The organism is Streptomyces sp. NPDC031365 (assembly GCF_055569765.1).
The window spans coordinates 45,414-70,363 of the sequence record NZ_JBVIIM010000012.1 but is presented as its reverse complement, the minus strand read 5'-3'; the positions used below and the strand labels follow the sequence as shown (position 1 = coordinate 70,363).

29 protein-coding genes are annotated in these 24,950 nt (G+C 71.9%); 15 read left to right on the top strand and 14 right to left on the bottom strand.

The genetic code is table 11. The features are described from left to right. The first annotated feature begins 38 nt into the window (after positions 1-38). The 5 genes from ACZ5C2_RS19420 (at position 39) to ACZ5C2_RS19400 (ending at position 4,436) form a co-directional block, all read left to right on the top strand. On the top strand, positions 39-218 hold the full coding sequence (locus ACZ5C2_RS19420; protein ID WP_468792454.1) for a hypothetical protein: 180 nt from the start codon (positions 39-41) through the stop codon (positions 216-218). A 235-nt stretch (positions 219-453) separates the two neighbouring features. After that, positions 454-1,353 carry a glycoside hydrolase family 19 protein gene (locus ACZ5C2_RS19415; protein ID WP_468792451.1) on the top strand — a complete coding sequence of 300 codons (900 nt, stop codon included), beginning with the start codon at positions 454-456 and terminating at the stop codon, positions 1,351-1,353. Positions 1,354-1,451: 98 nt separating this feature from the next. Further along, positions 1,452-2,822, top strand: coding sequence for a phospholipase (locus ACZ5C2_RS19410; protein WP_468792448.1), 1,371 nt, complete (start codon positions 1,452-1,454; stop codon positions 2,820-2,822). Positions 2,823-2,927: 105 nt separating this feature from the next. After that, positions 2,928-3,320 (top strand): VOC family protein, encoded by a 393-nt coding sequence (locus ACZ5C2_RS19405; protein ID WP_468792445.1) that lies wholly within the window; start codon positions 2,928-2,930, stop codon positions 3,318-3,320. Between the two features lie 45 nt (positions 3,321-3,365). Further along, positions 3,366-4,436, top strand: a complete 1,071-nt coding sequence (locus ACZ5C2_RS19400) for an adenosine deaminase (protein ID WP_468792442.1) — start codon at positions 3,366-3,368, stop codon at positions 4,434-4,436. Here the strand turns inward: ACZ5C2_RS19400 and ACZ5C2_RS19395 are convergent. Both ACZ5C2_RS19395 and ACZ5C2_RS19390 read right to left on the bottom strand, forming a co-directional pair. Next, complete coding sequence (locus ACZ5C2_RS19395) at positions 4,418-4,933, bottom strand: mycothiol transferase (protein ID WP_468792440.1); 516 nt, start codon at positions 4,931-4,933, stop codon at positions 4,418-4,420. The genes ACZ5C2_RS19400 and ACZ5C2_RS19395 overlap by 19 nt on opposite strands. A gap of 27 nt (positions 4,934-4,960) precedes the next feature. Continuing rightward, complete coding sequence (locus tag ACZ5C2_RS19390) at positions 4,961-5,845, bottom strand: LysR family transcriptional regulator (RefSeq protein WP_468792438.1); 885 nt, start codon at positions 5,843-5,845, stop codon at positions 4,961-4,963. Positions 5,846-5,972: 127 nt separating this feature from the next. Between ACZ5C2_RS19390 and mgrA the strand changes: the two genes are divergently transcribed. Together mgrA and ACZ5C2_RS19380 are read left to right on the top strand one after the other, a co-directional pair. Then, a complete protein-coding gene (gene mgrA / locus ACZ5C2_RS19385; protein ID WP_468792435.1) occupies positions 5,973-6,965 on the top strand; it encodes an L-glyceraldehyde 3-phosphate reductase in 993 nt (330 codons plus the stop codon). A gap of 459 nt (positions 6,966-7,424) precedes the next feature. Then, a complete protein-coding gene (locus tag ACZ5C2_RS19380; RefSeq protein ID WP_468792433.1) occupies positions 7,425-7,835 on the top strand; it encodes a hypothetical protein in 411 nt (136 codons plus the stop codon). Between the two features lie 125 nt (positions 7,836-7,960). On the opposite strand, the gene ACZ5C2_RS19375 is transcribed toward ACZ5C2_RS19380, so the two are convergent. Genes ACZ5C2_RS19375 through ACZ5C2_RS19365 form a run of 3 tightly spaced genes read right to left on the bottom strand, consistent with a single transcriptional unit; the run spans position 7,961 to position 10,307 of the window. After that, on the bottom strand, positions 7,961-9,232 hold the full coding sequence (locus tag ACZ5C2_RS19375) for a streptophobe family protein (protein WP_468792430.1): 1,272 nt from the start codon (positions 9,230-9,232) through the stop codon (positions 7,961-7,963). Positions 9,233-9,291: 59 nt separating this feature from the next. Further along, positions 9,292-9,726 carry a PRC-barrel domain-containing protein gene (locus ACZ5C2_RS19370; protein WP_468792427.1) on the bottom strand — a complete coding sequence of 145 codons (435 nt, stop codon included), beginning with the start codon at positions 9,724-9,726 and terminating at the stop codon, positions 9,292-9,294. Continuing rightward, positions 9,723-10,307: a PRC-barrel domain-containing protein gene (locus ACZ5C2_RS19365; protein WP_468792424.1), complete on the bottom strand. Its 585-nt coding sequence runs from the start codon at positions 10,305-10,307 to the stop codon at positions 9,723-9,725. The genes ACZ5C2_RS19370 and ACZ5C2_RS19365 overlap by 4 nt, the downstream gene beginning before the upstream one ends. A gap of 146 nt (positions 10,308-10,453) precedes the next feature. On the opposite strand from ACZ5C2_RS19365, the gene ACZ5C2_RS19360 reads away from it, so the two are divergent. Beyond that, positions 10,454-10,909, top strand: a complete 456-nt coding sequence (locus ACZ5C2_RS19360) for an ATP-binding protein (protein WP_468792421.1) — start codon at positions 10,454-10,456, stop codon at positions 10,907-10,909. A 15-nt stretch (positions 10,910-10,924) separates the two neighbouring features. Here the strand turns inward: ACZ5C2_RS19360 and ACZ5C2_RS19355 are convergent, their stop codons facing one another. Then, a complete protein-coding gene (locus ACZ5C2_RS19355; RefSeq protein WP_468792418.1) occupies positions 10,925-11,809 on the bottom strand; it encodes an RNA polymerase sigma factor SigF in 885 nt (294 codons plus the stop codon). Positions 11,810-12,056: 247 nt separating this feature from the next. Here ACZ5C2_RS19355 and ACZ5C2_RS19350 point away from each other — a divergent pair, with 247 nt between their 5' ends. Beyond that, positions 12,057-12,452 (top strand): helix-turn-helix domain-containing protein, encoded by a 396-nt coding sequence (locus ACZ5C2_RS19350; RefSeq protein ID WP_468792416.1) that lies wholly within the window; start codon positions 12,057-12,059, stop codon positions 12,450-12,452. Positions 12,453-12,477: 25 nt separating this feature from the next. On the opposite strand, the gene ACZ5C2_RS19345 is transcribed toward ACZ5C2_RS19350, so the two are convergent. Together ACZ5C2_RS19345 and ACZ5C2_RS19340 are read right to left on the bottom strand one after the other, a co-directional pair. After that, entirely contained in the window at positions 12,478-13,080 is a 603-nt protein-coding gene (locus ACZ5C2_RS19345; protein ID WP_468792412.1) for a ClpP family protease, read from the bottom strand. Next, on the bottom strand, positions 13,080-13,736 hold the full coding sequence (locus tag ACZ5C2_RS19340; RefSeq protein WP_468792409.1) for an ATP-dependent Clp protease proteolytic subunit: 657 nt from the start codon (positions 13,734-13,736) through the stop codon (positions 13,080-13,082). Before ACZ5C2_RS19340 ends, ACZ5C2_RS19345 begins: the two co-directional genes overlap by 1 nt. A gap of 337 nt (positions 13,737-14,073) precedes the next feature. Between ACZ5C2_RS19340 and ACZ5C2_RS19335 the strand changes: the two genes are divergently transcribed. After that, positions 14,074-14,556 (top strand): VOC family protein, encoded by a 483-nt coding sequence (locus ACZ5C2_RS19335; RefSeq protein WP_468792407.1) that lies wholly within the window; start codon positions 14,074-14,076, stop codon positions 14,554-14,556. 38 nt (positions 14,557-14,594) lie between these two features. Here ACZ5C2_RS19335 and ACZ5C2_RS19330 read toward each other — a convergent pair whose 3' ends face one another. Beyond that, positions 14,595-15,494, bottom strand: coding sequence for an aminoglycoside phosphotransferase family protein (locus tag ACZ5C2_RS19330; RefSeq protein WP_468792404.1), 900 nt, complete (start codon positions 15,492-15,494; stop codon positions 14,595-14,597). A 48-nt stretch (positions 15,495-15,542) separates the two neighbouring features. Beyond that, on the bottom strand, positions 15,543-16,451 hold the full coding sequence (locus ACZ5C2_RS19325) for an SGNH/GDSL hydrolase family protein (protein ID WP_468792401.1): 909 nt from the start codon (positions 16,449-16,451) through the stop codon (positions 15,543-15,545). Positions 16,452-16,618: 167 nt separating this feature from the next. Here ACZ5C2_RS19325 and ACZ5C2_RS19320 point away from each other — a divergent pair, with 167 nt between their 5' ends. The 3 genes from ACZ5C2_RS19320 to ACZ5C2_RS19310 all read left to right on the top strand — a co-directional run bounded on the left by ACZ5C2_RS19320 (position 16,619) and on the right by ACZ5C2_RS19310 (position 19,202). Next, a complete protein-coding gene (locus ACZ5C2_RS19320) occupies positions 16,619-17,413 on the top strand; it encodes a VOC family protein (protein ID WP_468792398.1) in 795 nt (264 codons plus the stop codon). A gap of 42 nt (positions 17,414-17,455) precedes the next feature. Continuing rightward, a complete protein-coding gene (locus ACZ5C2_RS19315) occupies positions 17,456-18,154 on the top strand; it encodes a ribonuclease H family protein (RefSeq protein ID WP_468792395.1) in 699 nt (232 codons plus the stop codon). A 64-nt stretch (positions 18,155-18,218) separates the two neighbouring features. After that, positions 18,219-19,202 carry an aldo/keto reductase gene (locus ACZ5C2_RS19310; protein ID WP_468792392.1) on the top strand — a complete coding sequence of 328 codons (984 nt, stop codon included), beginning with the start codon at positions 18,219-18,221 and terminating at the stop codon, positions 19,200-19,202. Positions 19,203-19,211: 9 nt separating this feature from the next. Here the strand turns inward: ACZ5C2_RS19310 and ACZ5C2_RS19305 are convergent, their stop codons facing one another. After that, the gene (locus tag ACZ5C2_RS19305) at positions 19,212-19,550 is read right to left on the bottom strand and encodes a hypothetical protein (RefSeq protein ID WP_468792759.1); all 339 of its coding nucleotides are present in this window, start codon (positions 19,548-19,550) and stop codon (positions 19,212-19,214) included. 135 nt (positions 19,551-19,685) lie between these two features. Between ACZ5C2_RS19305 and ACZ5C2_RS19300 the strand changes: the two genes are divergently transcribed. Next, positions 19,686-20,183 carry a DUF6328 family protein gene (locus ACZ5C2_RS19300; protein WP_468792390.1) on the top strand — a complete coding sequence of 166 codons (498 nt, stop codon included), beginning with the start codon at positions 19,686-19,688 and terminating at the stop codon, positions 20,181-20,183. A gap of 65 nt (positions 20,184-20,248) precedes the next feature. On the opposite strand, the gene ACZ5C2_RS19295 is transcribed toward ACZ5C2_RS19300, so the two are convergent. Together ACZ5C2_RS19295 and ACZ5C2_RS19290 are read right to left on the bottom strand one after the other, a co-directional pair. Next, on the bottom strand, positions 20,249-20,674 hold the full coding sequence (locus ACZ5C2_RS19295; protein WP_468792387.1) for an SsgA family sporulation/cell division regulator: 426 nt from the start codon (positions 20,672-20,674) through the stop codon (positions 20,249-20,251). A 104-nt stretch (positions 20,675-20,778) separates the two neighbouring features. Then, a complete protein-coding gene (locus ACZ5C2_RS19290; protein ID WP_468792384.1) occupies positions 20,779-21,750 on the bottom strand; it encodes an LLM class F420-dependent oxidoreductase in 972 nt (323 codons plus the stop codon). 73 nt (positions 21,751-21,823) lie between these two features. Between ACZ5C2_RS19290 and ACZ5C2_RS19285 the strand changes: the two genes are divergently transcribed. After that, positions 21,824-23,302: a serine hydrolase domain-containing protein gene (locus ACZ5C2_RS19285; RefSeq protein ID WP_468792382.1), complete on the top strand. Its 1,479-nt coding sequence runs from the start codon at positions 21,824-21,826 to the stop codon at positions 23,300-23,302. On the opposite strand, the gene ACZ5C2_RS19280 is transcribed toward ACZ5C2_RS19285, so the two are convergent. Then, complete coding sequence (locus tag ACZ5C2_RS19280) at positions 23,261-24,877, bottom strand: serine/threonine-protein kinase (RefSeq protein WP_468792379.1); 1,617 nt, start codon at positions 24,875-24,877, stop codon at positions 23,261-23,263. The genes ACZ5C2_RS19285 and ACZ5C2_RS19280 overlap by 42 nt on opposite strands. Between the last annotated feature and the right edge of the window lie 73 nt (positions 24,878-24,950).

Here is a 24,950-nt window from a genome sequence, read left to right as displayed (position 1 = left end):
CGCTCGGAGCCGCGGGCCGACAGGAGGTGTCCACCGACATGACCACCGTGACGGGAACGAAGGTGCTGGAGCGTTTCCCCGCAGGGTCCCCGCGCGGATCCTGGCCCGCGGAGGAGTGCGCGGCCCGGCACCGCGCCGAGGGCGAGCCCGCGACGGTCGTCATGGATCTGGAGTCGGACGCGTTCCTCGTCGTGGTCCCGCCCGAGGCGGACGACTGACCGCACCGCAGCCGCCCGCCCGTGCCCGGTGACTCCCGGAGGAGTCACCGGGCACCGTCATGACGATTGGTCTAAACCCTTGACTGGTACAGACCAAAGCGGTTGAGTGGTGCTCCACACCCCCCACCACGGCCGCTCCCACGCCGTGACCGGCTCCGTCGGCGCGCGCGGGCGAGACCTCGCTCCGGCATCTCCTCGCCCGGGAACGGCCGTGTCCCGCGAAGGAGTTGATCCCTTGTCGAGACGCCGCATCGCCGCCGTGACGGCCGCCCTGGTCCTCGCCGGGAGCGCCCCCGTGCTCCTCCCCGCCGCCTCCGCCTCCGCCGCGTCCGCCGCCTCCTGCTCCAGCTATCCGAGCTGGGTGGCCGGTCAGTGGTACAACGCCGGTGACATCGTGCGCTACACCGACGGCCGGGCGTACCGCGCCGAGCACGGCAACCCGGGCTACGACCCGGTCATCAGCACCTGGTACTGGGAGCCGTACGCCTGTGACGACGGCCCCGGAACGCCCGTCGGGAACTTCGTCGTGACCGAAACGCAGTTCAATCAGATGTTCCCGAACCGCAACGGGTTCTATACCTACAGCGGGCTCATCGCCGCGCTGAGCGCCTACCCCGGGTTCACCAACACCGGCAGCGACACGGTGAAGAAGCAGGAAGCCGCCGCCTTCCTGGCCAACGTCCACCACGAGACCGGTGGTCTCGTGCACGTCGTGGAGCAGAGCACCGCCAACTACCCGCACTACTGCGACTGGGGCCGGCCGTTCGGCTGCCCGGCCGGCCAGGCCGCGTACTACGGACGCGGACCGGTGCAGCTGAGCTGGAACTACAACTACAAGGCCGCGGGCGACGCGCTCGGCATCGACCTGCTGAACAACCCCTGGCTGGTGCAGAACGACTCCGCCGTCGCCTGGAAGACGGCCCTTTGGTACTGGAACACCCAGACCGGCCCCGGCTCGATGACCGCGCACAACGCCATGGTGAACCAGGCGGGATTCGGCCACACGATCCGCGCCATCAACGGCTGGGTGGAATGCGACGGCAAGAACCCGGCGCAGGTCCAGAGCAGGGTGACCAAGTACCAGCAGTTCACCCAGCTCCTCGGAACAACTCCCGGCGGCAACCTGTACTGCTGACGCCGGACCGTGCGCCGTGGTGTCATGCCCCTGACTATCTTGTACGGCCCGTCGTGCCTCGCGCGCGTCCGGCCGTGCCCGGACGAAGGGCATCCACCATGCGCACCCCCCACGCCCTCCTCGCCACGACCGTCTCGGCCACCGCGCTGGTCGCGACGGTCGTGGCACCGGTACCCGTCTCGGCCGCCGAGGCGGTTGTGCCCGGCACGTACTACGTCCAGAGCGCAACGACCGGACTCAACGCCGCTGCCGGCGGTTCGGGGGCCGTCGAGCAGCACAGGCCGCGCGGCAACGAGGATCACCAGCAGTGGAACCTGCGCGCCGACGGCACCCTGGAGAACACCGACAGTCCCGGTACCTGCCTCGGCCGCGCCGGGGACCAGGCCCGCAGCGTCGGCTGCGCGAGCCCGGAGGCACGCTGGCAGATCACCCCCGCCGGCGCCGACCGGTTCACGCTCGCCGTCCCCGGCACCGAGCACCGTCTCACCGTCGCCCCCAAACCCTCCGGAGCCAACCACCCCGCCCCGCTCGCGGTCGGTACCGGCGCCGGTGACCTCGCCGCCTGGTACCTCACCCCGGCCGACCCGGCCACCCGTCCCATGCCGCCCCAGGACCAACGCACCCTGGACCAGGTCACCTTCCTCACCGCCCACAACGCCTACGCCAACGGCGTCGACGGCGGCTTCGCCCCACCCTTCGTCGATCTCTTCCCCAACCAGACCCGGGGCATCGACCGCCAACTCGCCGACGGTGTCCGGGGGTTCATGCTGGACATCCACCAGACCCCGGACGGTGCGATCCTCTGCCACAACAGCTGCACCCTCGTCCGGCGGCCCGTCGCCCTGTGGGTCGACCTCCAGCGGATCGTCGACTTCCTGCGTGCCCGCCCCGACCAGTTCGTCACCGTGTTCCTGGAGGACTACGTCGATCCGGGTGTGCTGCGCGCCGAACTCGCCCGCGTCCAGGGGCTGTCCGACGTGCTCTACCGGCCGGACCGCACCGGCGTCCGCGAGAACGGCTGGCCGGCGATGGGGGAGCTGACCGCCGCCGGACGGCGACTGCTGATCTTCAGCGACCACAACCGGGCCGCGGACCGGGCCGCGGGCCTGACCCGGGACACCTTCGGGGTGATGTACCAGCGTGAGTGGACCGTCGAGAATCACTGGTCCATGGGGCCGGGCGTCGGCGCCTCCGACTGGTCCTGCTACAGCCGCTGGTACGACGCGGGCACCAACATTCCGCTGACCCGCACCGAGCCGGGTTTCCGCCCCCTGTTCGTCATGAACCACTTCAGGGACGCGGCGATCGCCTCCACGGCCGGCACCGACAACTCCAAGCTCGCCGACCGCGCCCGCCGCTTCTGCCAGCCGGCCGCCCGCAAGAAGCCCACCTACCTCGCCGTCGACCGCTACGACCTCGGCGACCCCGCGTCCGCCGTCTCCGTCCTCAACACCTATACGTATCCGTAGCCCCCTCGTCGGTCCCGTTCCGGGGAGAACCGCCCCGGAAGGGGATTGGCATCCGCGGTAGTTTTACGTATAACCTCTCCGGTCAACCCCCTGTGAGAGGTCACGATGAGACGCATCCCGCTGGTCACCCTCGTCGTCGACGACTACGACGAGGCGCTCCGCTTCTACACCGGGGCCCTCGGCTTCCGGCTCGCCGAGGACACGCCCCGGCCGGACGGCGGTCGCTGGGTCGTGGTCGAACCGGACGCCGGGCACACCGGCACCGGGCTGCTGCTCGCCCGCGCCCGGGGGGAGGCCCAGAGGGGCAGGATCGGTGACCAGACCGGCGGGCGCGTGGGCTTCTTCCTGTACACCGACGACTTCGCCCGCGACCACGCGCGCATGACCGCCGCCGGCGTGACCTTCCTGGAGGAACCGCGCCATGAGCCGTACGGCTCGGTCGCCGTCTTCCAGGATCTCTACGGCAATCGCTGGGACCTGCTCCAGCCCGCCGTCTGACCCTCCTCCGTCGCATCCAACCGCCCGCTCAAGGAAGGCCCCGCCATGACCGCTACGCGCGTAGATGCCGCATTGATCCGCCGCCTCCCCAAGGCCGTCCTGCACGATCACCTCGACGGCGGGCTGCGCCCCGCCACGGTGGTGGAACTGGCGGAGGCGGTCGGCCACACCCTTCCCACCACCGACCCCGACGAGCTCGCCGCCTGGTACGTCGAGGCCGCGAACTCCGGGGACCTGGTCCGCTACATAGCCACCTTCGAGCACACCCTCGCCGTGATGCAGACCCGCGAGGGCCTGCTGCGCACCGCCGAGGAGTACGTCCTCGACCTCGCCGCCGACGGCGTCGTCTACGGCGAGGTGCGCTACGCCCCCGAGCTGAACACCAGGGGCGGGCTGACGATGAGCGAGGTCGTGGAGACGGTCCAGGAAGGGCTCGCCGCCGGTATGGCCAGGGCGGCCGCCGCCGGGACGCCCGTCCGGGTCGGCACCCTGCTCTGCGGCATGCGGATGTTCGACCGCGTCCGCGAGGCCGCGGACCTGGCCGTCGCCTTCCGGGACGCCGGTGTCGTCGGCTTCGACATCGCCGGCGCCGAGGACGGCTTTCCCCCCGCCGGCCATCTCGCCGCCTTCGAGCACCTGCGCCGCGAGAACGTCCCCTTCACCATCCACGCCGGCGAGGCCCACGGACTGCCCAGCATCCACCAGGCCCTTCAGGTGTGCGGGGCCCAGCGCATCGGGCACGGGGTGCGCATCACGGAGGACATCGTGGAGGGCAAGCTCGGCCGTCTCGCGGAGTGGGTGCGCGACCGCCGGATCGCCCTGGAGATGTGCCCCACCTCCAACCTCCAGACCGGCGCCGCCACCTCGATCGCCGGGCACCCGATCACCCAGCTGAAGGACCTCGGCTTCCGCGTCACCCTCAACACCGACAACCGGCTCGTCTCCGGCACCACCATGACCAGGGAGATGTCCCTGCTGGTCGAGCAGGCCGGCTGGACGGCCGGGGACCTGCGCACGGTCACGGTGAACGCCCTGAAGAGCGCCTTCCTCCCGTTCGACGAGCGGGGCGCCCTCATCCGGGACGTGGTCCTGCCCGGCTACGACGCGGCGCTCTGAACCAGCCCCCGCACATACGCGGCCTGTCCGGCGTGCTGAAGATCGTCGGACAGGACGCTGACCAGCCGTACGCCCAGTGTCACCGGAGGATCCCAGCGCTCGTCGACGACGCGCTCCAGGTCCTTGGCGGTCAGCGAGCGCAGCGCGCCCAGGGTCTGCTCGTGCACCGCGTCGTAGTAGCCGGTCAGCAGGTCACCGGAGTCGACCCGGACCCTGGCGACCTTCGCCGGCGTGTGACCGTAACCGGTGTCGTGGCGGGGCAGGCCGAGCGCCAGGCGCTTCTCCCAGCCCTCGGAGAGCCACACCTGGCCGAGGCCGAAGGCGTCGGCCAGGTGGTCGTCCTGGATCCGGGTGAGGTGCCAGACCAGCCAGGCGATGGAGTTGGCGCCGGGGTCGGGCCGGGCGTTCAGCTCGTCGGGCCCGAGCCGCTCGACGGCGGCGTGGACCTCTTCCCGGATGCGGCCGAAGCCCTCGATGAGGATGTCCTTGGCATGCATGCCTCCACCCTCGCGCATCCGGGCCCCTCACGCGCCCCCGTTGCCCAGGAGGGTCATCAGCGCCCGCGCCGCCGGGCTGGCCGCCCTCGGGGACGGCACCAGGGCGACCGTCTCGTACGCGGCCTCGTCGGTGTCCTTCAGCTCGAGCGCGGTGAGGGCCTCGCGCTTGTGCCGGAAGTGCCGCGGCACGACGGCGATGCCCAGGTCCTCGTCGACCAGGTCGAGCAGGCTGTGCACGTCGTTCACCTCCAGCGCCACCGTGCGGCGTACGCCCGCGACGGCGAAGGCGGTGTCGGTGGCGCGGCGCGGACCCCAGTCGGGATGGAAGTCGACGAACACCTCGTCGGCCAGGTCGTGCGGGGTCAGCGGTGCCCCCGTCCGGGCGAGCCGGTGGTCCGGATGGCACAGCACGGTCATCGGCTCACTGGTCAGGGACACGGACCGCAGCTGCTCGGGGTCCGCCTCCGTCCGGTAGGCGAAGGCCAGGTCCAGCCGCCCCGCCGCGACCTCCTCGGCCAGCGCGGCCGAGCCCCACTGCCGCAGCCGGATCTCCACATCCGGGTGCCGCCGCCGGAACGTGGCAAGCAGTTCCGCCACGTTCACCCCGGCGATGCACTGCTCGGTGCCCAGCGCGAGGGTGCCGCGCAGCACGCCCTGCACGGCCGCCACCGCCTCGTGCGCCGCCCGCACCTGCGCAAGGATCCGCTCCGCCTCCGTCAGCAACGCCCGCCCGGCCCCGGTGAGCGTCACCCGGCGGGTCGTCCGGACGAACAGCTGTGTCTGCAACTCGCGCTCCAGCGCGCGGATGGACGCGGACAGGCCCGACTGGGAGACCATCAGCCGTTCCGCCGCACGGGTGAAGTGCTGGTCCTCGGCGACGGCGACGAAGTGCTGGAGGTGACGCAGTTCCATGATTGAGAAGCGTATCCGCTGAATTCCATCGGATTCTTCTGTTGGACCACTGCCCGCAGGCCACGGCAGAGTGGAGCAGTGGTTCGACGGAACCGCCGAGACGTGTGCCAACCCCTCTGGAGTCGCGTTGTACACCGCACACCCCGACCGTTACGCGGACATGCCCTACCGGCGCACCGGACGCAGCGGCCTGAAGCTCCCCGCGCTCTCGCTCGGCCTGTGGCACAACTTCGGACCCGACCGTCCGGCCGGGACCCAGCGCGCCATCCTGCGCCGCGCCTTCGACCTCGGCGTCACCCACTTCGACCTCGCCAACAACTACGGACCGCCTCCCGGGGCGGCCGAGTCCGCCCTCGGTGAAGCGCTGAAGGCCGACTTCGCGCCGTACCGCGACGAGCTGGTGATCTCCACCAAGGCCGGCTACCTGATGTGGCCGGGCCCGTACGGCGAATGGGGCTCGCGCAAGTACCTGCTGTCCTCGCTGGACCGGAGCCTGAGCCGGATGGGCCTGGACCACGTCGACATCTTCTACTCGCACCGCTTCGACCCGGAGACTCCCCTGGAGGAGACGATGGGTGCCCTGCACTCGGCGGTCCAGCAGGGCAAGGCGCTGTACGTCGGCGTGTCCAACTACTCCGCGGAGCAGACCCGCGAGGCCGCCCGCATCCTCGGCGAGCTGGGCACGCCGCTTCTGATCAACCAGCCGCGCTACTCGATGCTCGACCGCCGGCCGGAGGACCAGGGCCTGATGGATGCCCTGGAGGAGCTCCAGGTCGGCTCCATCGCCTACTCCCCGCTGGAGCAGGGACTGCTCACCGGCCGTTACCTCGACGGCATTCCCGAGGACTCCCGGGCCGCGAGTGACAGCCCCTTCCTGAACACCGACGCCCTCACCGGGGAGCTGGTGGGCCGGCTGCGGGCGCTGGGCGAGATCGCCGCCTCCCGCGGCCAGACCCTCGCGCAGATGGCGCTGTCCTGGGTGCTGCGCGGTGGCCGCCTGACCTCCGCCCTGGTCGGCGCGAGCAGCCCGCAGCAGTTGGAGGACAGCGTGGCCGCCACCCGCAATCTCGACTTCACCACCGACGAGCTGAAGCGCATCGACGCGGTCGTGAAGCGCTAGTCACGCCGGCGGACCGGGTCACGCCCCCTCGGGCATCGGGCACCCGGTACAGGAAGCCGTACACGGCACGGATCGGGCTCCCGGCACCGAGCAGCGCCGTGGCCGTGCGTGGTCATGGCGGATCCCCCGGTGGAGGTCGTATCCGCCGGCCGGGCGCGGGGTCCCGGTCGCGGTGATCCGGTACGCACACCCTGCCCGCGCCCGGCGGCCGGCCCCGGTCGAGTGCCTCCGGGGTCATACGACCCGTCGGCCACCGACCGCACGGTTTCGGCCAGGCGTCGCCGTGAATATGCCAGGAGACTGGCCGGAAACACATGGTGACAGTGGTTCAGGGGTGAACATACTCGACAACGAGAGCGCTTCACACCGCGCGACTGCGCCCTCACGCACAGCACGCGAGCCGCGGGGGCGGGCAGCCGGCCCGTACCTGCAGGCACGCGACGCAGCGGGGGAGGGAACGTGCACGACGAATTCCTGTGCCACGTCACGGCATACGGCGTCTGCGACGGCCGGCGCATCGGCGTACCGCTGGGCACCTACCGGGCACCCACCCTCGCGCTCGCCCTGTGGTGGCTGCGCGACCGAGCCTCCTGGATCGCCGAGCGGCTCGACCCGCTGCCCGACGCCGAGCACTTACCGTCGGGCGCGCTCGTCCCCGTCCCCGACGGCGTGCCCGACGTACCCGCCGTGCTGCGCACCTGGTGCGCCGACGTGGCCCGGCAGGAAGAAGTGGCCGAGGCGCTCGCCGCCGGCCGCATGGTGCGGCTCGCCACCGGCGACGACACCACCGAGTACGAACTGCTGGCCGAATCCGTCGACGCCCTGCGCATGCAGCGCGCCGCCCGCGTGCTCGGCGTCCCGGTCGCCTGACCGGATCCGGCGCCCGGCGAGGAGCTCAACGGTCTGTTTCGCGCGTTCTGGCCGTGCGCCGCGTGTGCTGTCCGGGTGTTGAGTGGTCTGGTGTCCTGATGGGGGCCGGCGCCCGGCGAGGGGGATCACAGGTGCGTCCCGCCGTCCCGCCCGCGCACCGCGTGTGCCACCGACGCCCCCGCGAAGCCGGTGACCAGGCCCCACAACAGGGCCAGGCCCAGGGTGCTCCACAGCCGCGGCTTCAGCAGCACCTCCCCGGAGAACCCCTCGCCCAGATCACCGATGCCGAGCACGGACAGACCGATCCGCGCGGAGATCCGGGCCATGAGACAGACCATCAGCACCGTCAGCGCCAGCGCCACCGCCAGGTGCACGGCGTGCTGCCATGCCCGTATGCCCGGCGGGGACAGGGCCGCCGTCACGAACGCGACGGTCAGCAGCAGCACCGCGTCCACCACCAGCAGCCACCACCACCTGCCCCCGTCGTGCTCGACGAGCGTGCCCAGGTTCAGTTCGGAGACGTCCGGGGTGCGCAGCACCTCGTCGAGCACATGCGGCATGGGCAGTCCGAACGGCCCCTCCACCCTGCCGTCCCAGGTGGCGCCCAACCCGACCGTCAGCGCCAGCCAGGCCACATTGGGCAGACCGAGCAGGATCACGGCGAACGTCTCCACCGGGTGGCCCCGGGTGGCGGCCACGACCAGCGCGATGACGAGACAGATGACAACGGAGGCGAGCAGCAGCCACACCATCGCGCGCGCCGCGGGACGCGCCGATGCCTGGAAGCGCAGCAGCCCGGCCGGCAGCGGGGCGCCACGGAACATGAGCAGCGTCACCAGCAGCACCCCCGCCAGCCAGACCAGGCCGATCAGGACGGTCAGCGGCACGTCGGTGGAGAACCCGACCACCGGTCTCACCCCGAACAGGTCACCGAGGTCACCGAGCGGGCCGTCCCCGAGCGAGACCTCGAAGGTGTGCCGCGCGGCGAGCGCCAGACCGAGCAGCGAGAGCAGCCACAGCGCGGCGAACCTCGCGGCCCACCCGCCCAGTTCGGGCGCCCCGGCGACCGCCCGGTGACGCAGCGGACGCAGGAACCCCCGGCCGATGACCAGAGCCCCGGTGAGTGTGACGGTCAGCGGAATGACCGCCAGTCCGCCCTCGGTGCCGGCCAGTCGGCCGGCGTCCCCCGAGAGCTTCACCGTGCCGCCGACCGCCGTCACCAGGGTCGCCGCGACCACCTGCGCGAAGGCACCACCCGGCAGGTCCGTGGCACCGGCCGCCCACAGTCCGAGCGCGGCCACCGTCATCATGGCGACCAGCGCGCCCAGGACGGTGACAAGGGCCTGCGCCCAGCCGTGGCGGGAGGTCGCGGGGCCGGAAGAGGTGCGTGCGCTCACGTGTGCACGCTAAGCAGCCCCGGCCGGGGCCGCCTGCCGGGAGGTCCGTCCGCGTCGGGCTAGAACCCCCGGTGCGTGTGGTCCGCGCGGATCACCAGGGCGTGGTCGCCGAGACCCAGCAAGCGGTCGGGCGGCACCTCGGCGAGCGTCGTCAGGACCGCCTCGATGCGGGCGGTGACCGGATCGAACGCCGCGTCGAGTACCGTGCCGCGTTCCTCACCGCACTCCGTGAGCACTCGGCTCCCCACCAGTTCGTGGTGGGCCGGAACCTCTTCCCGGCCGCTGGGCAAGCGGACGACCAGCATGTCGGGGCCGGCCGCACGCAGCGCGTCCCAGGCCACGACCGCGCCTCTGCGCAGCCGCCCGCGCGCTATCCGCACGGACGTCACCCGCCAGGGCGCTCCGCCGACGGCCAGTGCCCGCACCACGCCGATACGGCCGGCGTCGCCGGGAGTCAGGACGGGCAGCCCGCGCACCCGGGAGAACAGCATCATCGGACCGAACCCCTCCCACGACCGTGGTGGACACCGACGCGGGCCGTGAACGCCGGCAGGTCGTCGGAGACGTACGTCGTCGCGTGCGCCGGGATCACCAGCGTCCGGCCGGTGACGCTCAGGGCCTCACCCCGGGGCACGTACACCTGGTGCCGACGGTGCCGGGAGCCGTGCACCAGCTCCCGTTGCGCCGCCAGCCGGAACGCGACGAGCCGTCCGCTGCGGCCGCCCTCGACCAGGACGTCGAGCACCGTCCCCACCGTCTCGCCCTCGTCGGTCACCACCTGCGCCCCGAGCACCCGCCCACGCACCGCGTCACGGCGCGCCACGGAAAGCGGCAGTTCGCACAGCGCCCCCGCGTCGCGCACCATGACCGCGTGATGGCCCAGACAGTGCACCGCGGGCCAGGGCAGAAACCGCGGCAAGGGGCCCGACAGCAGGGTCCGGCCGGTGAGGGTGAAGCTCGCGATGCGCCCGGCCGAGGTGTCGAAGACCGTGTCCTTGACGTGAGCCACGGCATCGCCGCCCAGCGTCACCACGGGCAGCGTCGCCAGGCTCCGCACCGTGGTCACCTCGTTCATGGCACATCCTTCCGCCGGACCTGGCGGAATCCGGGTTCCCCGGACCACGGCGACGAACACCGATCAGGTGGACTGTGCCGCCGGACTCGGGGTACCAGGACTGGTGCAGGTCGTCCGGCCGGCCCGGCTTCGCAGAGAGAAAACGCATGACCTATCACGTGGACGGGGCAGTGATACCCAGTGGTTTCGACGTGCCCGTGGAACCGCTGCGGCGGGCGGCACACTTCACCGGCGAGCCGGGATGCATCGCCGAGGCACGGGCCTTCGCCGCGGAGTTCCTGCAGCAGCTCAGGAATCAGAGGTACGCCACGATCGACGCACGGCTGGACGGCGCGGTGCTGCTGGTGGTGAGCGAACTGGTCACCAACGCCGACCGGCACAGCAAGGGTCCGTACATCCTGGAGCTCGAGGGCACGGACACCTCGCTCACCGTGGCGGTCTGGGACAGCAGTGCCACCCTGCCCCGCGTCTTCCCCCGTGACCCCGCGCGTGTCGGGCGGCACGGTCTGGAGATCGTCCGGGCACTGGCGCTGGACGTCGGGGTGGAAAGGGTGCCGGTCGGCAAGCGTGTACGTGCGGTACTGAGCCTCGACGCGGGGTGACCGGCACCCCCGCCGTCAGGCGCAGCCGAGTTCGCCCAGCATGCCCTCGCGCAGCCGGGTGATGAGCCGCTTGATCAGACGGGACACATGCATCTGCGAGCAACCGAGGCGCTCGCCGATCTCCGCCTGGGTGGCCTCCTCCACGAACCGCAGATGGATGATCTCCCGGTCGCGCTCGCTGAGCTCGGCCATCAGCGGGGCCAGTGCGTGGAAGTCCTCGACGAGTCGCAGCCCTTCCTCCTCGACCCCGATGAAGTCGGCGAGGACCGCTTCGCCGTTCTCCGGGCCGTCACCGGTGAGCGCGGCGTCCAGCGATGAGGAGTTGTACCCGTTCGCGGCGATCTGCCCCTCGACGACCTGCCGTTCGGTCAGGTTCATCAGTGTGGCGAGCTCGGCGACCGTGGGCTCCCGGTCCAGCCGGCTGGCGAGTTCCTCGCGGGCCTTGGCCAGCTCGACCCGTAGTTCCTGCAGTCGCCGCGGCACATGCACCGCCCACGTGGTGTCGCGGAAGAACCGTTTGATCTCACCCACGATGTACGGCAGCGCGAAGGAGGTGAACTCCACCTCGCGGGACAGCTCGAACCGGTCGATCGCCTTGATCAGGCCGATCATGCCGGTCTGGACGACGTCGTCCATGTCGTCGCCCCGGCCGCGGAACCGCCCGGCCGCGAAGCGCACGAGGGACATGTTCATCTCGATGAGGGTGTTGCGCGCGTACTGGTACTCGCGCGTGCCCTCCTCCAGCTCCGCCATACGACGGAAGAACTGGCGGGACAGCTCCCTCGCGTCGCGCGGGGCGACGGTCCGGGCATCGACTGCCGGCGGTTCTGCGCCACCCGTCCCGGCCTCGGTGTGCCCATCGACTACCTGCGCCTGCGACCGGATCACGGCGGTCCTCATTACCTCTCCCCACGAACATCACGGCTGCCATGTGCCTGAGCCTCGCGAGTACCCAGTGCGTACGGACCTATGCACACCAAGTTTCCGAGCGGCTCGACACCGCGGCGCGCACCGGTCCTCATGCCCACGTCCGAGAGTACGGCGTCCTGCCCCGCGCGACGGCCCGGCACGGGGCAGCCGGAGCGTCTTCACTCAGGGCGGAACGCCGCTCCCTTCCCCCGCGGTCCGGAATTCCTAGGCTGTGAACGTGACCGATCAAGCGCCGAACCACACCCGTGACGCCCGCGTCATCCCCCTGCGACCCGCGCCGGCCCGGCCCGCCCCGGCCCCCGCGCCCAGAGAGCCCCTGTGGCGGGACCTCGTCGGCGATGTGCTGCGCACGGAGCGCCTCGCCCAGGAACGGACGCTGAAGGACGTCGCCGACGAGGCCCGGATCTCCATGCCCTACCTCTCGGAGGTGGAGCGGGGCCGCAAGGAGGCATCCTCGGAGGTCCTCGCGGCCGCCGCCCACGCCCTCGGTCTCGGCCTCGGTGACCTGCTGTCCCGGGCCCACGGCGAGCTGGTCCGGGTCACCGGCCGGCGGACTGCCGCCCCCCGGGGTGCGTCCGGCTCCGCGCACAACGGACTGTGCCTGGTCGCCTGAGCCGCTCGACGCGCGGCCCGGCGCCTCAGACCCCCGCCAGGCGCCGGGTCAGCACCTCGTCGGCCAGACCGTACGCCACGGCCTCCCGGGCGGTGAACACCTTGTCCCGGTCCATGTCCGCCCGCAGGGTCTCGACGTCGTGGTGCGTGTGCCGGGACAGCACGTCCTCCACCTGGGAACGGATCCGCACCATCTCCTTGGCCCGGAGCGACAGATCGGATGCCGTGCCGCGCGCCCCGCCGGAGGCCGGCTGACCGAGCAGCACCCGCGCGTGTTCCAGCACGAACCGCCGCCCCGGGTCCCCGCCGGCCAGGAGCACGGCCGCCGTGGACGCCGCCTGTCCGACACAGAACGTCGAAACGGGCGCCTGTACGAACGTCATCGTGTCGTAGATCGCCATGAGCGAGGTGAACGAGCCGCCGGGGGAGTTGAGGTAGACCGCGATCTCGTTCTCCGGTGACGCCGACTCCAGATGGAGCAGCTGCGCGATGACGACATTGGCGACGCCGTCGTCGATCTCGGTCCCGAGGAAGATGATCCGTTCGGAGAGCAGCCTGCTGAACACGTCGTAGGACCGCTCGCCCTGCGGTGTGCGCTCGACGACGTTCGGAATCGTGTACGTCCCCATCACTGCAGCCCCATCCTGCGCCGTGTCGCGGCGGGCCGGACGTCGTCGAGCGACTCCACCACCCGGTCGACCATCCCGTACTCCCGGGCCTGCTCGGCGGTGAACCAACGGTCCCGGTCGCCGTCCCGGGAGATGGTCAAGGGGGTCTGTCCGGTGTGCTCGGCGGTGATCCGTTCGATGGTCCGCTTGGTGAACTCCAGGTTCTCCGCCTGGATCTCGATGTCGGCGGTGGTACCGCCGATGCCGCCCGAGGGCTGGTGCATCATGATGCGCGCGTTCGGCAGGGCGTAGCGCTTGCCGGGAGTGCCGACGCACAGCAGGAACTGGCCCATGCTGGCCGCGAAGCCCATCGCCAGCGTGGACACGTCGTTGGGGATCAGCCGCATCGTGTCGTAGACGGCCAGGCCCGCGTGCACCGAGCCGCCGGGGCTGTTGATGTACAGGCTGATGTCGGTGCGGGGGTCCTCGGCGGACAGGATCAGCAACTGCGCGCAGACCCGGTTCGCGGAGACCTCGTCGACCTGGGTGCCGAGCAGCACGATCCGTTGCGCGAGCAGCTGGGCGGCGAGATCGTCGTCGTACCGGGTCGGCGGGGTGTCGCCCTCCTCGGCCCGGGGCAGCGGGGCCGGCCGGGGGCCGGCGGTGAGTGGAGACATCGGGGCTCCTGGTGGTCGTTCGTCGAACACGGCCGGGGCGGCCGCGTGCCTCCACTCTTGACCGGCCGGCGGGGTGAGCGGGGCGGTCTCTGCTCGCGGCAGATTCGCCACGGGCAGAGAGCGGGCCCCGCCTGCCTCGGCTCGGTTCCCCGAGAAGTGCCGGGACATCACCCGTCGGCCGAGCCGGACCGGGGAACGGGGCCGGGACAGCCGGGACGGGCCGCACCGGGCACGGCGTGTGGCGCCGCCATCCGGACCAAGGCTCCACCGCACCGATGACTTCCGGAGCCCACGACGGTCGACACTGATGACCGCGTTCCACGCCCAGGAGGTACTCATGACCACCGACGGATTCACCACGTGTCTCTGGTACGACGGCCAGGCCGAGGAGGCCGCGAACTTCTACGTCTCGGTCTTCAAGAACTCCAGCCTCGGCGACGTCGTCCGCAACACCGGGGCCACGCCCGGCGCCGAGGGCTCCGTGCTCACCGTCGAGTTCACGGCCAACGGCCAGAAGTTCGTCGCCCTGAACGGCGGACCCGAGTTCACGTTCAACGAGGCGATCTCCTTCCAGCTCGACTGCGCCGACCAGGCGGAGATCGACCACTACTGGGAGAAGCTGGTCGAGGGCGGCGGCGAACACGGCCCGTGCGGCTGGCTCAAGGACCGGTTCGGCGTCTCGTGGCAGGTCAACGCGTTGCGGCTGACCGAGATGATCAGTGACCCGGACCGGCAGAAGGCGGACCGTGCCATGAAGGCCATGATGACGATGAGCAAGCTCGACATCGCCGCCCTGGAGAAGGCGTACGCGGGTGAGTGACGGCCGGAGGCGGGAGCGGTGGTGTACCGGTCCCGCCGCTACCCGCGTTCGGCCAGGATCTCCCTGATCACATGGCGTGAATTCGCCGCGAGGGCCGGGTTGGTGTCCCAGTAGTACGGCAGCTGGATCAGGGAGACCGACAGGGCCCAGCCCCGCCCGCGTGCCCACTCGGCCTCTCCGGCACCCACTGCCTCGCGGAAGACGCCCCGCACCTCGGCGGGCAGGAGGTTCCAGGCGGCGATCAGGTCCACCGCCGGATCGCCCACGCCGACGGAGCCGAAGTCGATCACCGCGGTGAGCCGGCCGCCGTGGGCCAGCACATTCCCCGGCGACAGATCACCGTGCGCCCAGACCGGCGCCCCGGTGTACTCCGGGACCGCCAGCGCCTCCTCCCACAGCCCGGTCACCGCGTCCGTGTCGACCCGTCCCGCCAGCTGCGCGATCGCCTCGCGCGTCGGCGCGTCCCGGGTGGAGAGGGGGACGCCGCGGGGGCACGCGGGTGCGTCCGTCGTGTCGAGTGCGCGCAGGGCGGTGATGTACGCCGCGAGGTCGGCCGCGAGCGACCCGGGGTCCTCCAGCGCTCCGGCGACCGGATTGGCGCCCTCCAGCCAGCGGTACACCGACCAGGGCCACGGGAACCCGTGCCCGGCCTCGCCGCGTCCCAGGGGCTCCGGCGACGCGAACGGCAGCCCCGGTGCCAGCCGGGGCAGCCAGTGCTGCTCGTGCGCCACGCCGTCGACGGCGCCGGGATGCCGGGGCAGCCGTACCACCAGATCCGTACCGAGCCGGAACATGGCGTTCTCGGTCCCGGAGGACCGCAGCCGTTCCACCGGCAGTCCGGCCCACTGCGGGAACCGGCCCGTGATCAGCCGGCGCACCAGCGGGGCGTCGATGTCCCTCTCGCCGGGACGCATTCTCAGCGCGCACATGCCGCCCATCCCAGCGGTGCCCGCATCCCCGTGTCGAACGGCTTTCGCACCGTCCGCTCAGCCGGCGCGGACGTGAGCGCCGATCACCCGGGTGATCTCCCGCGCGATGCGCAGGATGCCGGGGGAGGGGACCGGGCACGCCCTGGGCATGGACGTCGTGGGCGCCAGACAGAAGTGCAGCGGGTCGTCGTCCCGGTGCAGGGCCGTGCGGTTCCGCCCGGGTTCGGTGCAGTAGTCCGGGTGGGCCCGCTCGTAGACGTCGCACGGCAGATGCTGTGCCCAGGTGTACCGGGCCCCCGCCGGGCTCACCGCCTTCCCCGCGTCGGCGACGAGGTCGCCGGAGGCGTCGGCCCGCCGCTCGTAGAGGGCGTTCACCCGGCGCACCCGTTCCGGAGTGAGCGGGTCCGGGCCCTGCAGCACCCAGACGATCCGCGGTCCCCGGCTCCCGCCCGCCGACCGGATCTGTTCCGTCAGGCGCCGCGCATCGGCCGCGTACCGTTCGAGGTACCGCTCCCTCGAGCCGTCGTAGGTGATTCCGTCCATGCACGGCGTATAACCCCAGGCGTTGCCCCAGAACTGCAGCACCACATAGTCCGGCCGCAGCTTCCGCACCAGCGCGGCCGCCTTGTCCGGAGCCGGCACCAGGGACCGCACGGCGGAGCCCTCCAGGTAGTCGCAGAGAGTGGTACCCGAGTAGGGGGCGCTCGTATAGCGGGCGCGCAGCGTTCCGCGGAGCTCCCCTCCGAGCACGTTCTGGTTCTCCATCGCCAGGGAGTCCCCCAGATACAGCACCGTGGGCGGGTCCACGGCCGGGGCGGAAGCGGCGGGCGGCCGCTGGTGCGTCGTGGCCGACGGCTCGGGCGAGGCGGCCGGTGGCGGCCCGGCCACCGGTCCGGACGACGGGTCGGTGCACGCGCCGAGCAGCGTGGCGGCCAGCACCGCGGACACGATCCACGGCTTGCGCATACGACGGCTCCCACCTCGGCCCGGCGAAACGGCTCCCCAGGGAAGCACAGCCCGGACCAGGGCGGAAGACGCAGTTCGGCCGGGCCGGTGCTCGGTGTGCGCACCGGGACGGCGGTGGTTAGCGTGAGGAGACGGACCGACCACCCGTCCGGAAGAGGGCCGCAGTCATGGCCGAAACGCCCGAAGGGGCCCCCTGCTGGGCCGACGTGGTGTTCGACGACATCGAGGGAGCCAAGAGCTTCTACGGTGACGTGCTCGGCTGGACCTTCGGTGAGATGTCGTCGGAGTTCGGCGACTACACCCAGGCCTACGCCGGCGGCCACGCGGTGGCAGCCGTCGTACCGCCCGTGCCCGGCCAGGAGGGAAGCTCCCAGTGGTGTCTCTACTTCGCGGCCCGGGACGCGGCCGCGACCGCCGCCCGCATCCGCGACAACGGTGGTGAACTGCTGATGGAGCCGATGCGGGTGGGTGACTTCGCCACCTTGTGCCTGGCCCGTGATCCCGGCGGGGTCGTCTTCGGCCTCTGGCAGGCCGGCGCCCATGAGGGCTTCGAGGCGATGTCCGAACCGGGCGCGTACTGCTGGGCCGAGGTCTTCACCCGCGCGCCGGAGAAGTCCGACGTGTTCTTCCCCGCCGTCTTCTCCTACCGCTCGAAGCGGCTCGAGGACGGGACGGACTTCCGGATCTACGGTCTGGGCGAACGCAGCGTGCTCGGCCGGATGAGGATGGCGGACGACTTCCCGCCCGAGGTGCCGCCCCACATCAACGTCTACTTCACCGTCGCCGACTGCGACGAGGCGGTGGCCCGGGCGACCGGGCACGGCGGCGTGCTGCGGTTCGGGCCGATGGACACGCCGTTCGGACGGTTCGCGACGATCAGCGACCCGCAGGGCGCGAACCTCTCGGTGATCGACACCACGGCCGTCACGGGCGAGATGCCGACGATCACCGACGTGGACTGAACGAGGGCGGGCCGCCCGCCCGGTCATGGCATGATCGGGCGCATGGGTGAACGTGTTGTGGCCGCGTGCGACGGGGCTTCGAAGGGAAACCCCGGGCCGGCCGGCTGGGCCTGGGTGGTCGCCGACGAATCCGGGACGCCGGTCCGCTGGGCGGCGGGGGCACTGGGTACGGCCACCAACAACATCGCCGAACTCACCGCGCTGGAGAGGCTGCTGGCGGCGACCGACCCCGCCGTGCCGCTCGAGGCCCGGATGGACTCGCAGTACGCCATGAAGGCCGTCACCACCTGGCTGCCCGGGTGGAAGCGCAACGGCTGGCGCACGGCGGCCGGCAAACCGGTCGCCAACCAGGAACTCGTCGTCCGCATCGACGGCCTGCTGCAGAACCGCTCGGTGGAGTTCCGTTACGTCCCCGCCCACCAGGCCGACGGCGACCGGCTCAACGACTTCGCCGACCGCGCGGCCAGCCAGGCGGCCATCGCGCAGGAGAACGCCGGCAGCGAACTGGGCTCGCCCGAACCGCCGGCCGCCCCGGACCGTCCGGCGGGCGGTGCGGCGAAGCGCGGCTCCGGCGGGAAGAAGACGCCCCGGCAGCGCGCCGGCGGCTCGCCGGCCCGTACGATCAAGGCGAAGTTCCCGGGCCGCTGCCCGTGCGGACGGCCGTACGCGGCCGGTGAGCCGATCGCCAAGAACGACAAGGGATGGGGCCACCCCGAGTGCCGGACGGTCCAGAGCGCCTGAGCGGGCAGCCGACGGCGCCGGAGCCGCCCGCCGCCCCGGCGGCACGGATGACAGACTGACCCCCATGGACGAGCGCACATTCGACAGGTCGGGTCAGCACGCATCGGTGATCGGTCTCGGCACCTGGCAACTCGGGGCGGACTGGGGCGACGTCGACGACAAGGAAGCCCTCACGGTTCTGGAGACCGCCGCGGAATCGGGGGTCACCTTCTTCGACACCGCCGATGTCTACGGCGACGGACGCAGCGAGCAGACCATCGCGTCGTTCCTCAGCGGGCGGCCCGATCTGCACGTACTGGTCGCCACCAAGATGGGCCGCCGGGCCGACCAGATCCCCCAGAACTACGTTCTGGACAACTTCCGCGCCTGGAACGACCGTTCGCGGCGCAACCTCGGGGTCGACCGGGTCGACCTGGTGCAGCTGCACTGCCCGCCCACCCCCGTCTACTCCACCGACGAGGTCTTCGACGCCCTCGACACCCTGGTGGAGGAGGAGCGCATCGCCGCCTACGGCGTCAGCGTGGAGACCTGCGCGGAGGCGCTGACCGCGATCGCCCGGCCGAACGTGGCGAGCGTGCAGATCATTCTCAACCCGTTCCGCATGAAGCCGTTGCGCGAGGTGCTCCCGGCCGCCCGGCAGGCGGGCGTCGGCATCATCGCCCGGGTCCCGCTCGCCTCCGGGCTGCTGTCCGGCAAGTACACCCGGGACACCGTCTTCGCAGAGAACGACCACCGCTCCTTCAACCGGCACGGCGAGGCCTTCGACCAGGGCGAGACCTTCTCCGGCGTCGACTACGTCACCGGTGTCGAAGCTGCCGCCGAGTTCGCCGGACTCGCCCCCGAGGGATACACCCCGGCCCAGCTGGCCCTGCGCTGGATCGTCCAGCAGCCCGGCGTCACGACCGTCATCCCCGGTGCCCGCTCGCCCGAGCAGGCCCGTGCCAACGCGGACGCGGCCCGGCTGCCGGAGCTGTCCGACGCGACACTCACGGCCGTCCGGGACCTCTATGACCGGCGCATCAAGGACCAGGTCGAGGCCCGCTGGTAGCAGCGGGGTTCACGGCTCCAGGAGCAGTTGCCTCTCCTGCTCCTGGTCGCCGGAGGCGGCGCCCTCGTCGCGTGCCGTGAAGGACCGCGTGAGGGTGTCGCCCGCCCGCCGCACCGCCTCGGGAGTGCCCTGCACGGTGACGGTCACCGGCGCCGACAGCGGCTCCGCGTCCTCGTTCCCGGCCGCCCCCTGCCCCTCCCCGGTGAAGGTCGCCACGCGGACCGTCGCGCGCTCCTCGGAGGGCCGCTGGTCCGCCGCCCCGAACGTGCCCTCGAGGACCCGGACGACCGCTCGGGCGTCGTCGACGTCCCCGCCGCTGAGCGTCACGGTGAGCTGGGTGTCCGCCATACGTCCCACGACCTCCTGGCTCGGTGTCATCGCCGACCGTGTAACCGTGCCCCGCGCCGTCAAACCGGCAACCGGCCTGGGAGGACGGCGGCTTTCGGGGAATGCGGACAAGGAGACCCGACGAAGGGAGGCACCGTGCCGGACACGGACCGGGGCGAGACCAGGCGCCGAGGACGCAACGAGACCGAGGAGGAGAGAGCGGACCGGATGTGGACGGAGCTCATCCAGGAGGTCCGTGTCGCGCAGATGGGCGTGCAGATCCTGTTCGGCTTCCTGCTCACCGTCGTGTTCACCCCGAAGTACGCCGAACTGTCCGACACCGACCAGACGATCTACATCGTCACGGTGGTGCTGGGTGCCTGTGCCACCGGCGCGCTCATCGGGCCGGTGTCGCTGCACCGGCTCGTGTCCGGACGGCTCATCAAACCGCATGCGGTGCGGTGGGCGTCCCGGCTCACCCTGCTCGGCCTTCTTCTGCTGCTCGCCACCACCAGCGCCTCACTGCTGCTCATCCTGCGCGTGGCGACCAATGACGACTTCGTTCCGTATCTCGTGGCCGGGGTCGTGCTCTGGTACCTGCTGTGCTGGTTCGGTCTGCCGATGTGGACCCGGTACCGCCACACGACGCGGTGACGGCGGGGAGGGCGGGGGCCCGGATCCCCGCGTTCCCCGGTCCGCTCCCGCACGTCCGACGGTGCTCAGCTCCCCGCGAGGACATCCGCGAGGAAGTCGTCCACACGCACCTCCTCGCACCCCGGCGCCACCATCCGGCGGGTCTCGTGCAGAAACTCCCCGATGCCCTCGGCCCAGGCGAACACCACCGCGTGGTGCCGGCCGCCGTCGGCGTGCGCCTCGCCGAGGAACTCCATCCGCAGCTCCCGGCCCACGCCGCGGGACTGCGGACACAGCCGCACGTCGCCGATCCCGACCGGGCGGGTGAGGCCGTCGGTGACCATCTCGCGGTCGAGCTGCCAGCGGGCGAGGACCCGGCCGTCGTGACTGAAGACGAGGGTGACGGCGAACGGGTCGGACGGGTCGTAGCTCAGGTGGGCGAGCACGGGAAAGCGGTCCGTGACGCCCGCCTGGAGCTCCACCACCAGGGTCTTGTGCACGAACGAGTTCACGAGAGGGCCTTTCGGAACGTACCGGCGTAGAGCCCTCTAGTACCCCGCATCCCCGTGAGATGCTCAGCCGGGCGGGTGAATCACCGCGCACCGGGCCGCCGGCGTCAGCCGAAGGCCTCATGCAGCGCCGGCAGCAGTGTCTTCTGCGACCAGTCCAGGAACGCGGGCTGCGACTCGCCGCCGATCTGCACCAGGGCGATCTCGGTGAAACCGGCCTCGGCGTAGGGCCGGACGGCCTCGACGAAGTCCGCCGGGTCACTGCCGCACGGGATGGACCCGGCGACATCGTCCGGACGGACGAACTGGGTCGCCAGGGCGAAAGAATCCGGGTGCGGCAGCTCCGAGTTGACCTTCCAGCCATTGCCGAACCAGCGGAACTGGTCGTGGGCGCGTCCGACGGCCGCCTCCCGGTCGGGGTCGTAGCACACCGGTAGCTGCCCCACCCGTGGTTTGCCCTGTCCGCCGTGCCGGTCGAAGGCGTCGAGCAGCTCCGCCTCGGGCTCCGTGGCGATCACCAGGTCGGCGAGCCGGCCCGCGAGCGCGCAGGACTGCTTCCCGGACACCGCGACGCCGATCGGCGGCGGCCGGTCCGGCAGGTCCCACAACGTGGCCGACTCGACGTCGAAGTGGGTCCCCCGGTGGTTCACATGGCCGCCCTCGAACAGGGCACGGATGATGGTTACCGCCTCCTCGAGCATCTCGTGCCGTACGTCCACCGAGGGCCAGCCGCCACCCACCACATGCTCGTTGAGGTTCTCCCCGGAACCCAGCCCGAGCCGGAACCGACCCTCGGACAGCAACTGCACCGTCGCCGCCTTCTGCGCCACCACCGCCGGGTGATAGCGGAACGTCGGACACGTCACGTACGTCATGAGCGGAATGCGCGAAGTGGCCTGCGCGGCCGCGCCCAGCACGCTCCAGGCGTACGGCGAGTGCCCCTGCGAAGCCAGCCAGGGGAAGTAGTGGTCCGAGGTCACCGAGAAGTCGAAGCCCACCTCCTCGGCCCGCACCACATGGCCGACCAGCTCACGTGGTCCGGCCTGCTCGGTCATCATTGTGTATCCGATGTGCACCATGCTGTCCCGGGTCCCCGGGGCGACGGCCGGGAAAACGATGGATCACCCGCACGACGCCGGGCAGGATGGCCCCATGAGTGTCCGCCCCCTTCCCACATCCCTCCCTGCCGCCGAGGGCGTCGACGCGTCCGGCGTGCACGCCTTCCTCGACGCCCTGGAAGCCGCCCCGGACATCGAGCCGCACAGCCTGATGATCCTGCGCCACGGCCGGCTCGTGGCCGAAGGCTGGTGGGCGCCGTACACCGCGTGGCGCCCGCATCTGCTGTACTCGCTCAGCAAGAGCTTCACGGCGACCGCCGCCGCACTCGCCGAGGGCGAGGGGCTGATCGATTTCGACGCCCCCGTGCTGTCGTACTTCCCGGAGTTCGATGCCGACATCACCGACCCGCGCAGCAGGGCGATCCTGGTCCGGCACGTGGCGTCCATGGCCAGCGGCCACGAGAACGAGACCATCGACGCGGCGTTCGCCGCCGACCCCGCCGAACCGGTGCGCGGCTTCCTGCTCCAGCCGCCCGAGCGCGATCCGGGCACCGTCTTCGCGTACAACCAGCCGTGCACCTACACCCTCGGCGCGATCGTGCAGCGGGTCACCGGACAATCGCTCACCGACTACCTGAGGCCCCGGCTGTTCGATCCGCTGGGCGTCGGTGAGACGGTCTGGCAGCGGGACCGGACCGGGCGCGAGATCGGGTTCAGCGGACTGCACGCCGCGACCGACGCCGTCGCACGGCTCGGCCTGCTGTATCTGAACGACGGGGTCTGGCAGGGCGAGCGGCTCCTGCCCGAGGGATGGGTCGCCCGCGCCTCGCACCCGCACATACCGACCGCCGGCGCCATGGCGGAGGAGGACCGGAAGGACTGGGACCGCGGCTACGGACACCAGTTCTGGATGGCCCGGCACGGGTTCCGGGGCGACGGCGCGTACGGGCAGTTCTGCCTCGTCCTGCCCGAACACGACGTCGTGATCGCCACGACGACGGCGACCGACCGGATGCAGGAGTACCTCGACCTGGTCTGGCGGCACCTCCTGCCCGCCTTCCGGCCGGCGCCGCTGACCGGCCGGGAGACCGCGGACACCGCACTGCGCGAGCGCCTCGCCCGGCTCGCGCTCCCCCCGGCCGGGGGGAGCCCGCTGCCGCCGGAACGGGCCGGTGACTGGTCGGGTGCCGTGTTCGCCCCGGACGGCGGGATCTGTCCCGGACAGCCGAAGCTGACCGCGGCCGAGGCCGTGGCGGACGCCGACGGCTGGACGCTGCGCCTCACGGAGGACGGCGAGCCGTTCGACGCACGCTTCGGCGGGCAGGGCTGGACCGTCACCGAGGAACCCGCCCCGACGGCCGTGAGCGGCGGCTGGTCCGAGGGCGGCACTCTCACCGTGGACGTGGTGTTCCTCGAGACGCCGCACCGTCTTCGGGTCACGTGTTTCCTCGCGGACCGGACCTTCACCGCCCGCTGGCTCACCCGTCCGCTGCACGACAGGCTCCTGAGCGGGACGCGCGCCCCCCGCGGCTCAGTGCGGGCCCGGCCGGAACGTCCGCAGGAACGTTCGTAACGCCTCCCGGCCGGAGGGTTCCTCCCAGTCGGCGGCCGGGGTCGTCCAGCGCAGCGAGAAGCCCCGGCCGCCGCCCAGGAGGAAGCCCCGGCCGAAGGTGCGCACCCGGGCGCCGTCGTCGTCGGCGTACCACTCCATGTCGGCGGCCTCACGCCCTTGGTAGGTCCTCGCCTCGATGCCGCCGATCCGCTCGTAGTCACCGGACCGCAGCAGTCGCGGTTCCACGTCGTCCCGCCACACGGCCACGGCGTTCGACCCCACCCGCTCGCTGTAGGTCACGGCGAGCGTGCGCGGATCCCCGTCGGCACCGAAGACGACGCGATAGGCCAGACCGGGGGTGCCCGAGGTGCCCAGCCGCTCCCAGCCCTCCGGCAGCGCGACGGAGAAACCCTCCGGCGCCCGGTAGGTCCGGAAGCCGGGCGGCAGGCCCCCCGTGCCCGACGGGGACGGGGTGGGCGTGGCCGCCGGTGAGGTCGCGGCGGACGGCGGGGCCGTGTCCCGGTCACCGGGGCCGCCCCCGCCGCCGGGCGCGCCGGAACCGGCCGGCGCGGAAGCCGAGGCCGGCGGCGCGTCCGCGGCGGGCCCGGCTCCGGTGCCGGGCAGCCCCTGCGTCGTGGCGAGAACGGCGAGCGCGACGGTGACGACGGCCAGGGTGGTGCCGAGCACCATGGTCCTCCTGCTCCACTCCCGGCCCGCACGGCGCAGCGTGGCGGTGTACGCCCCGCGCGGCCGGGGGCCGGGCTCCGTCGCCGCGCCGGGACCGGGGTCGTCGCGGAGCACACGGGTGAGCGCCTCACGGACCACCTGCCGGGTCAGCCGCTCCCGCACGTCCTTGCGCAGCAGTCCCTGCACAACCCGGGTGAGCGGGCCGGACCGCACAGGGGTGCGCAGCGGCAGCCGGTCCACTCCCCTCAGTGTGGCCTCCGGCCGTCCGCGGTCCCGGAACGGCGGGCGCCCCTCGAGCATCGTGTAGAGGATCGCGCCCAGCGCCCACAGGTCCGCGGCGGGACCGATCCGCTGGTCGCGGGCCTGCTCCGGAGAGGCGAACGACGGTGCCGTGAGCCGGGGCGCCGAGGTGGCGCCGGCCAGCCCGTACCCGGTGACGACGACCGGGCCGCCTTCGCGCAGGAACACCTGGCCGGGGCTGAGCTCCCCGTGCGTGACGGCCCCGGCGTGAGCGGCGTCCAGCACGTCCAGCAGTTCCAGCGCGATGCGCGCGGCCCTTACACACGTGAACGTGCCCTGCTCGGCGAGGACTTCGTCGAGCGGAGTGCCGTCGATCCAGGCGGTGACGGTCCACAGGGAGCGGCCCTCGTCGACGGCGTCGACGACCGTGGCGATCCGGCCGGGGCACAGCCGGGCCATGCTCTCGGTCGCCCTCAGGACACGGGAGGGGGCGCGGTGGGCGGCCTCACCGGTGTCCTGCGGCAGCTCGGTCAGGGTGACCAGGCACGGGCGGCCCGACTGGAGGTCGTCGGCGTACCAGCTGACGCGATTGGTCTCACGATGCGTGATCTCGACCAGCCGGTACCGGCCGGCGACCTCCTGGTCTCTGGAGACGTGCGCCCTGCCCATGGCCATCCCTCGTCGAACCGCTGGATCCCGCTGTCCCCAGTGGTACGGGGGAGCGGGCAGGGTCCGTTCAAAG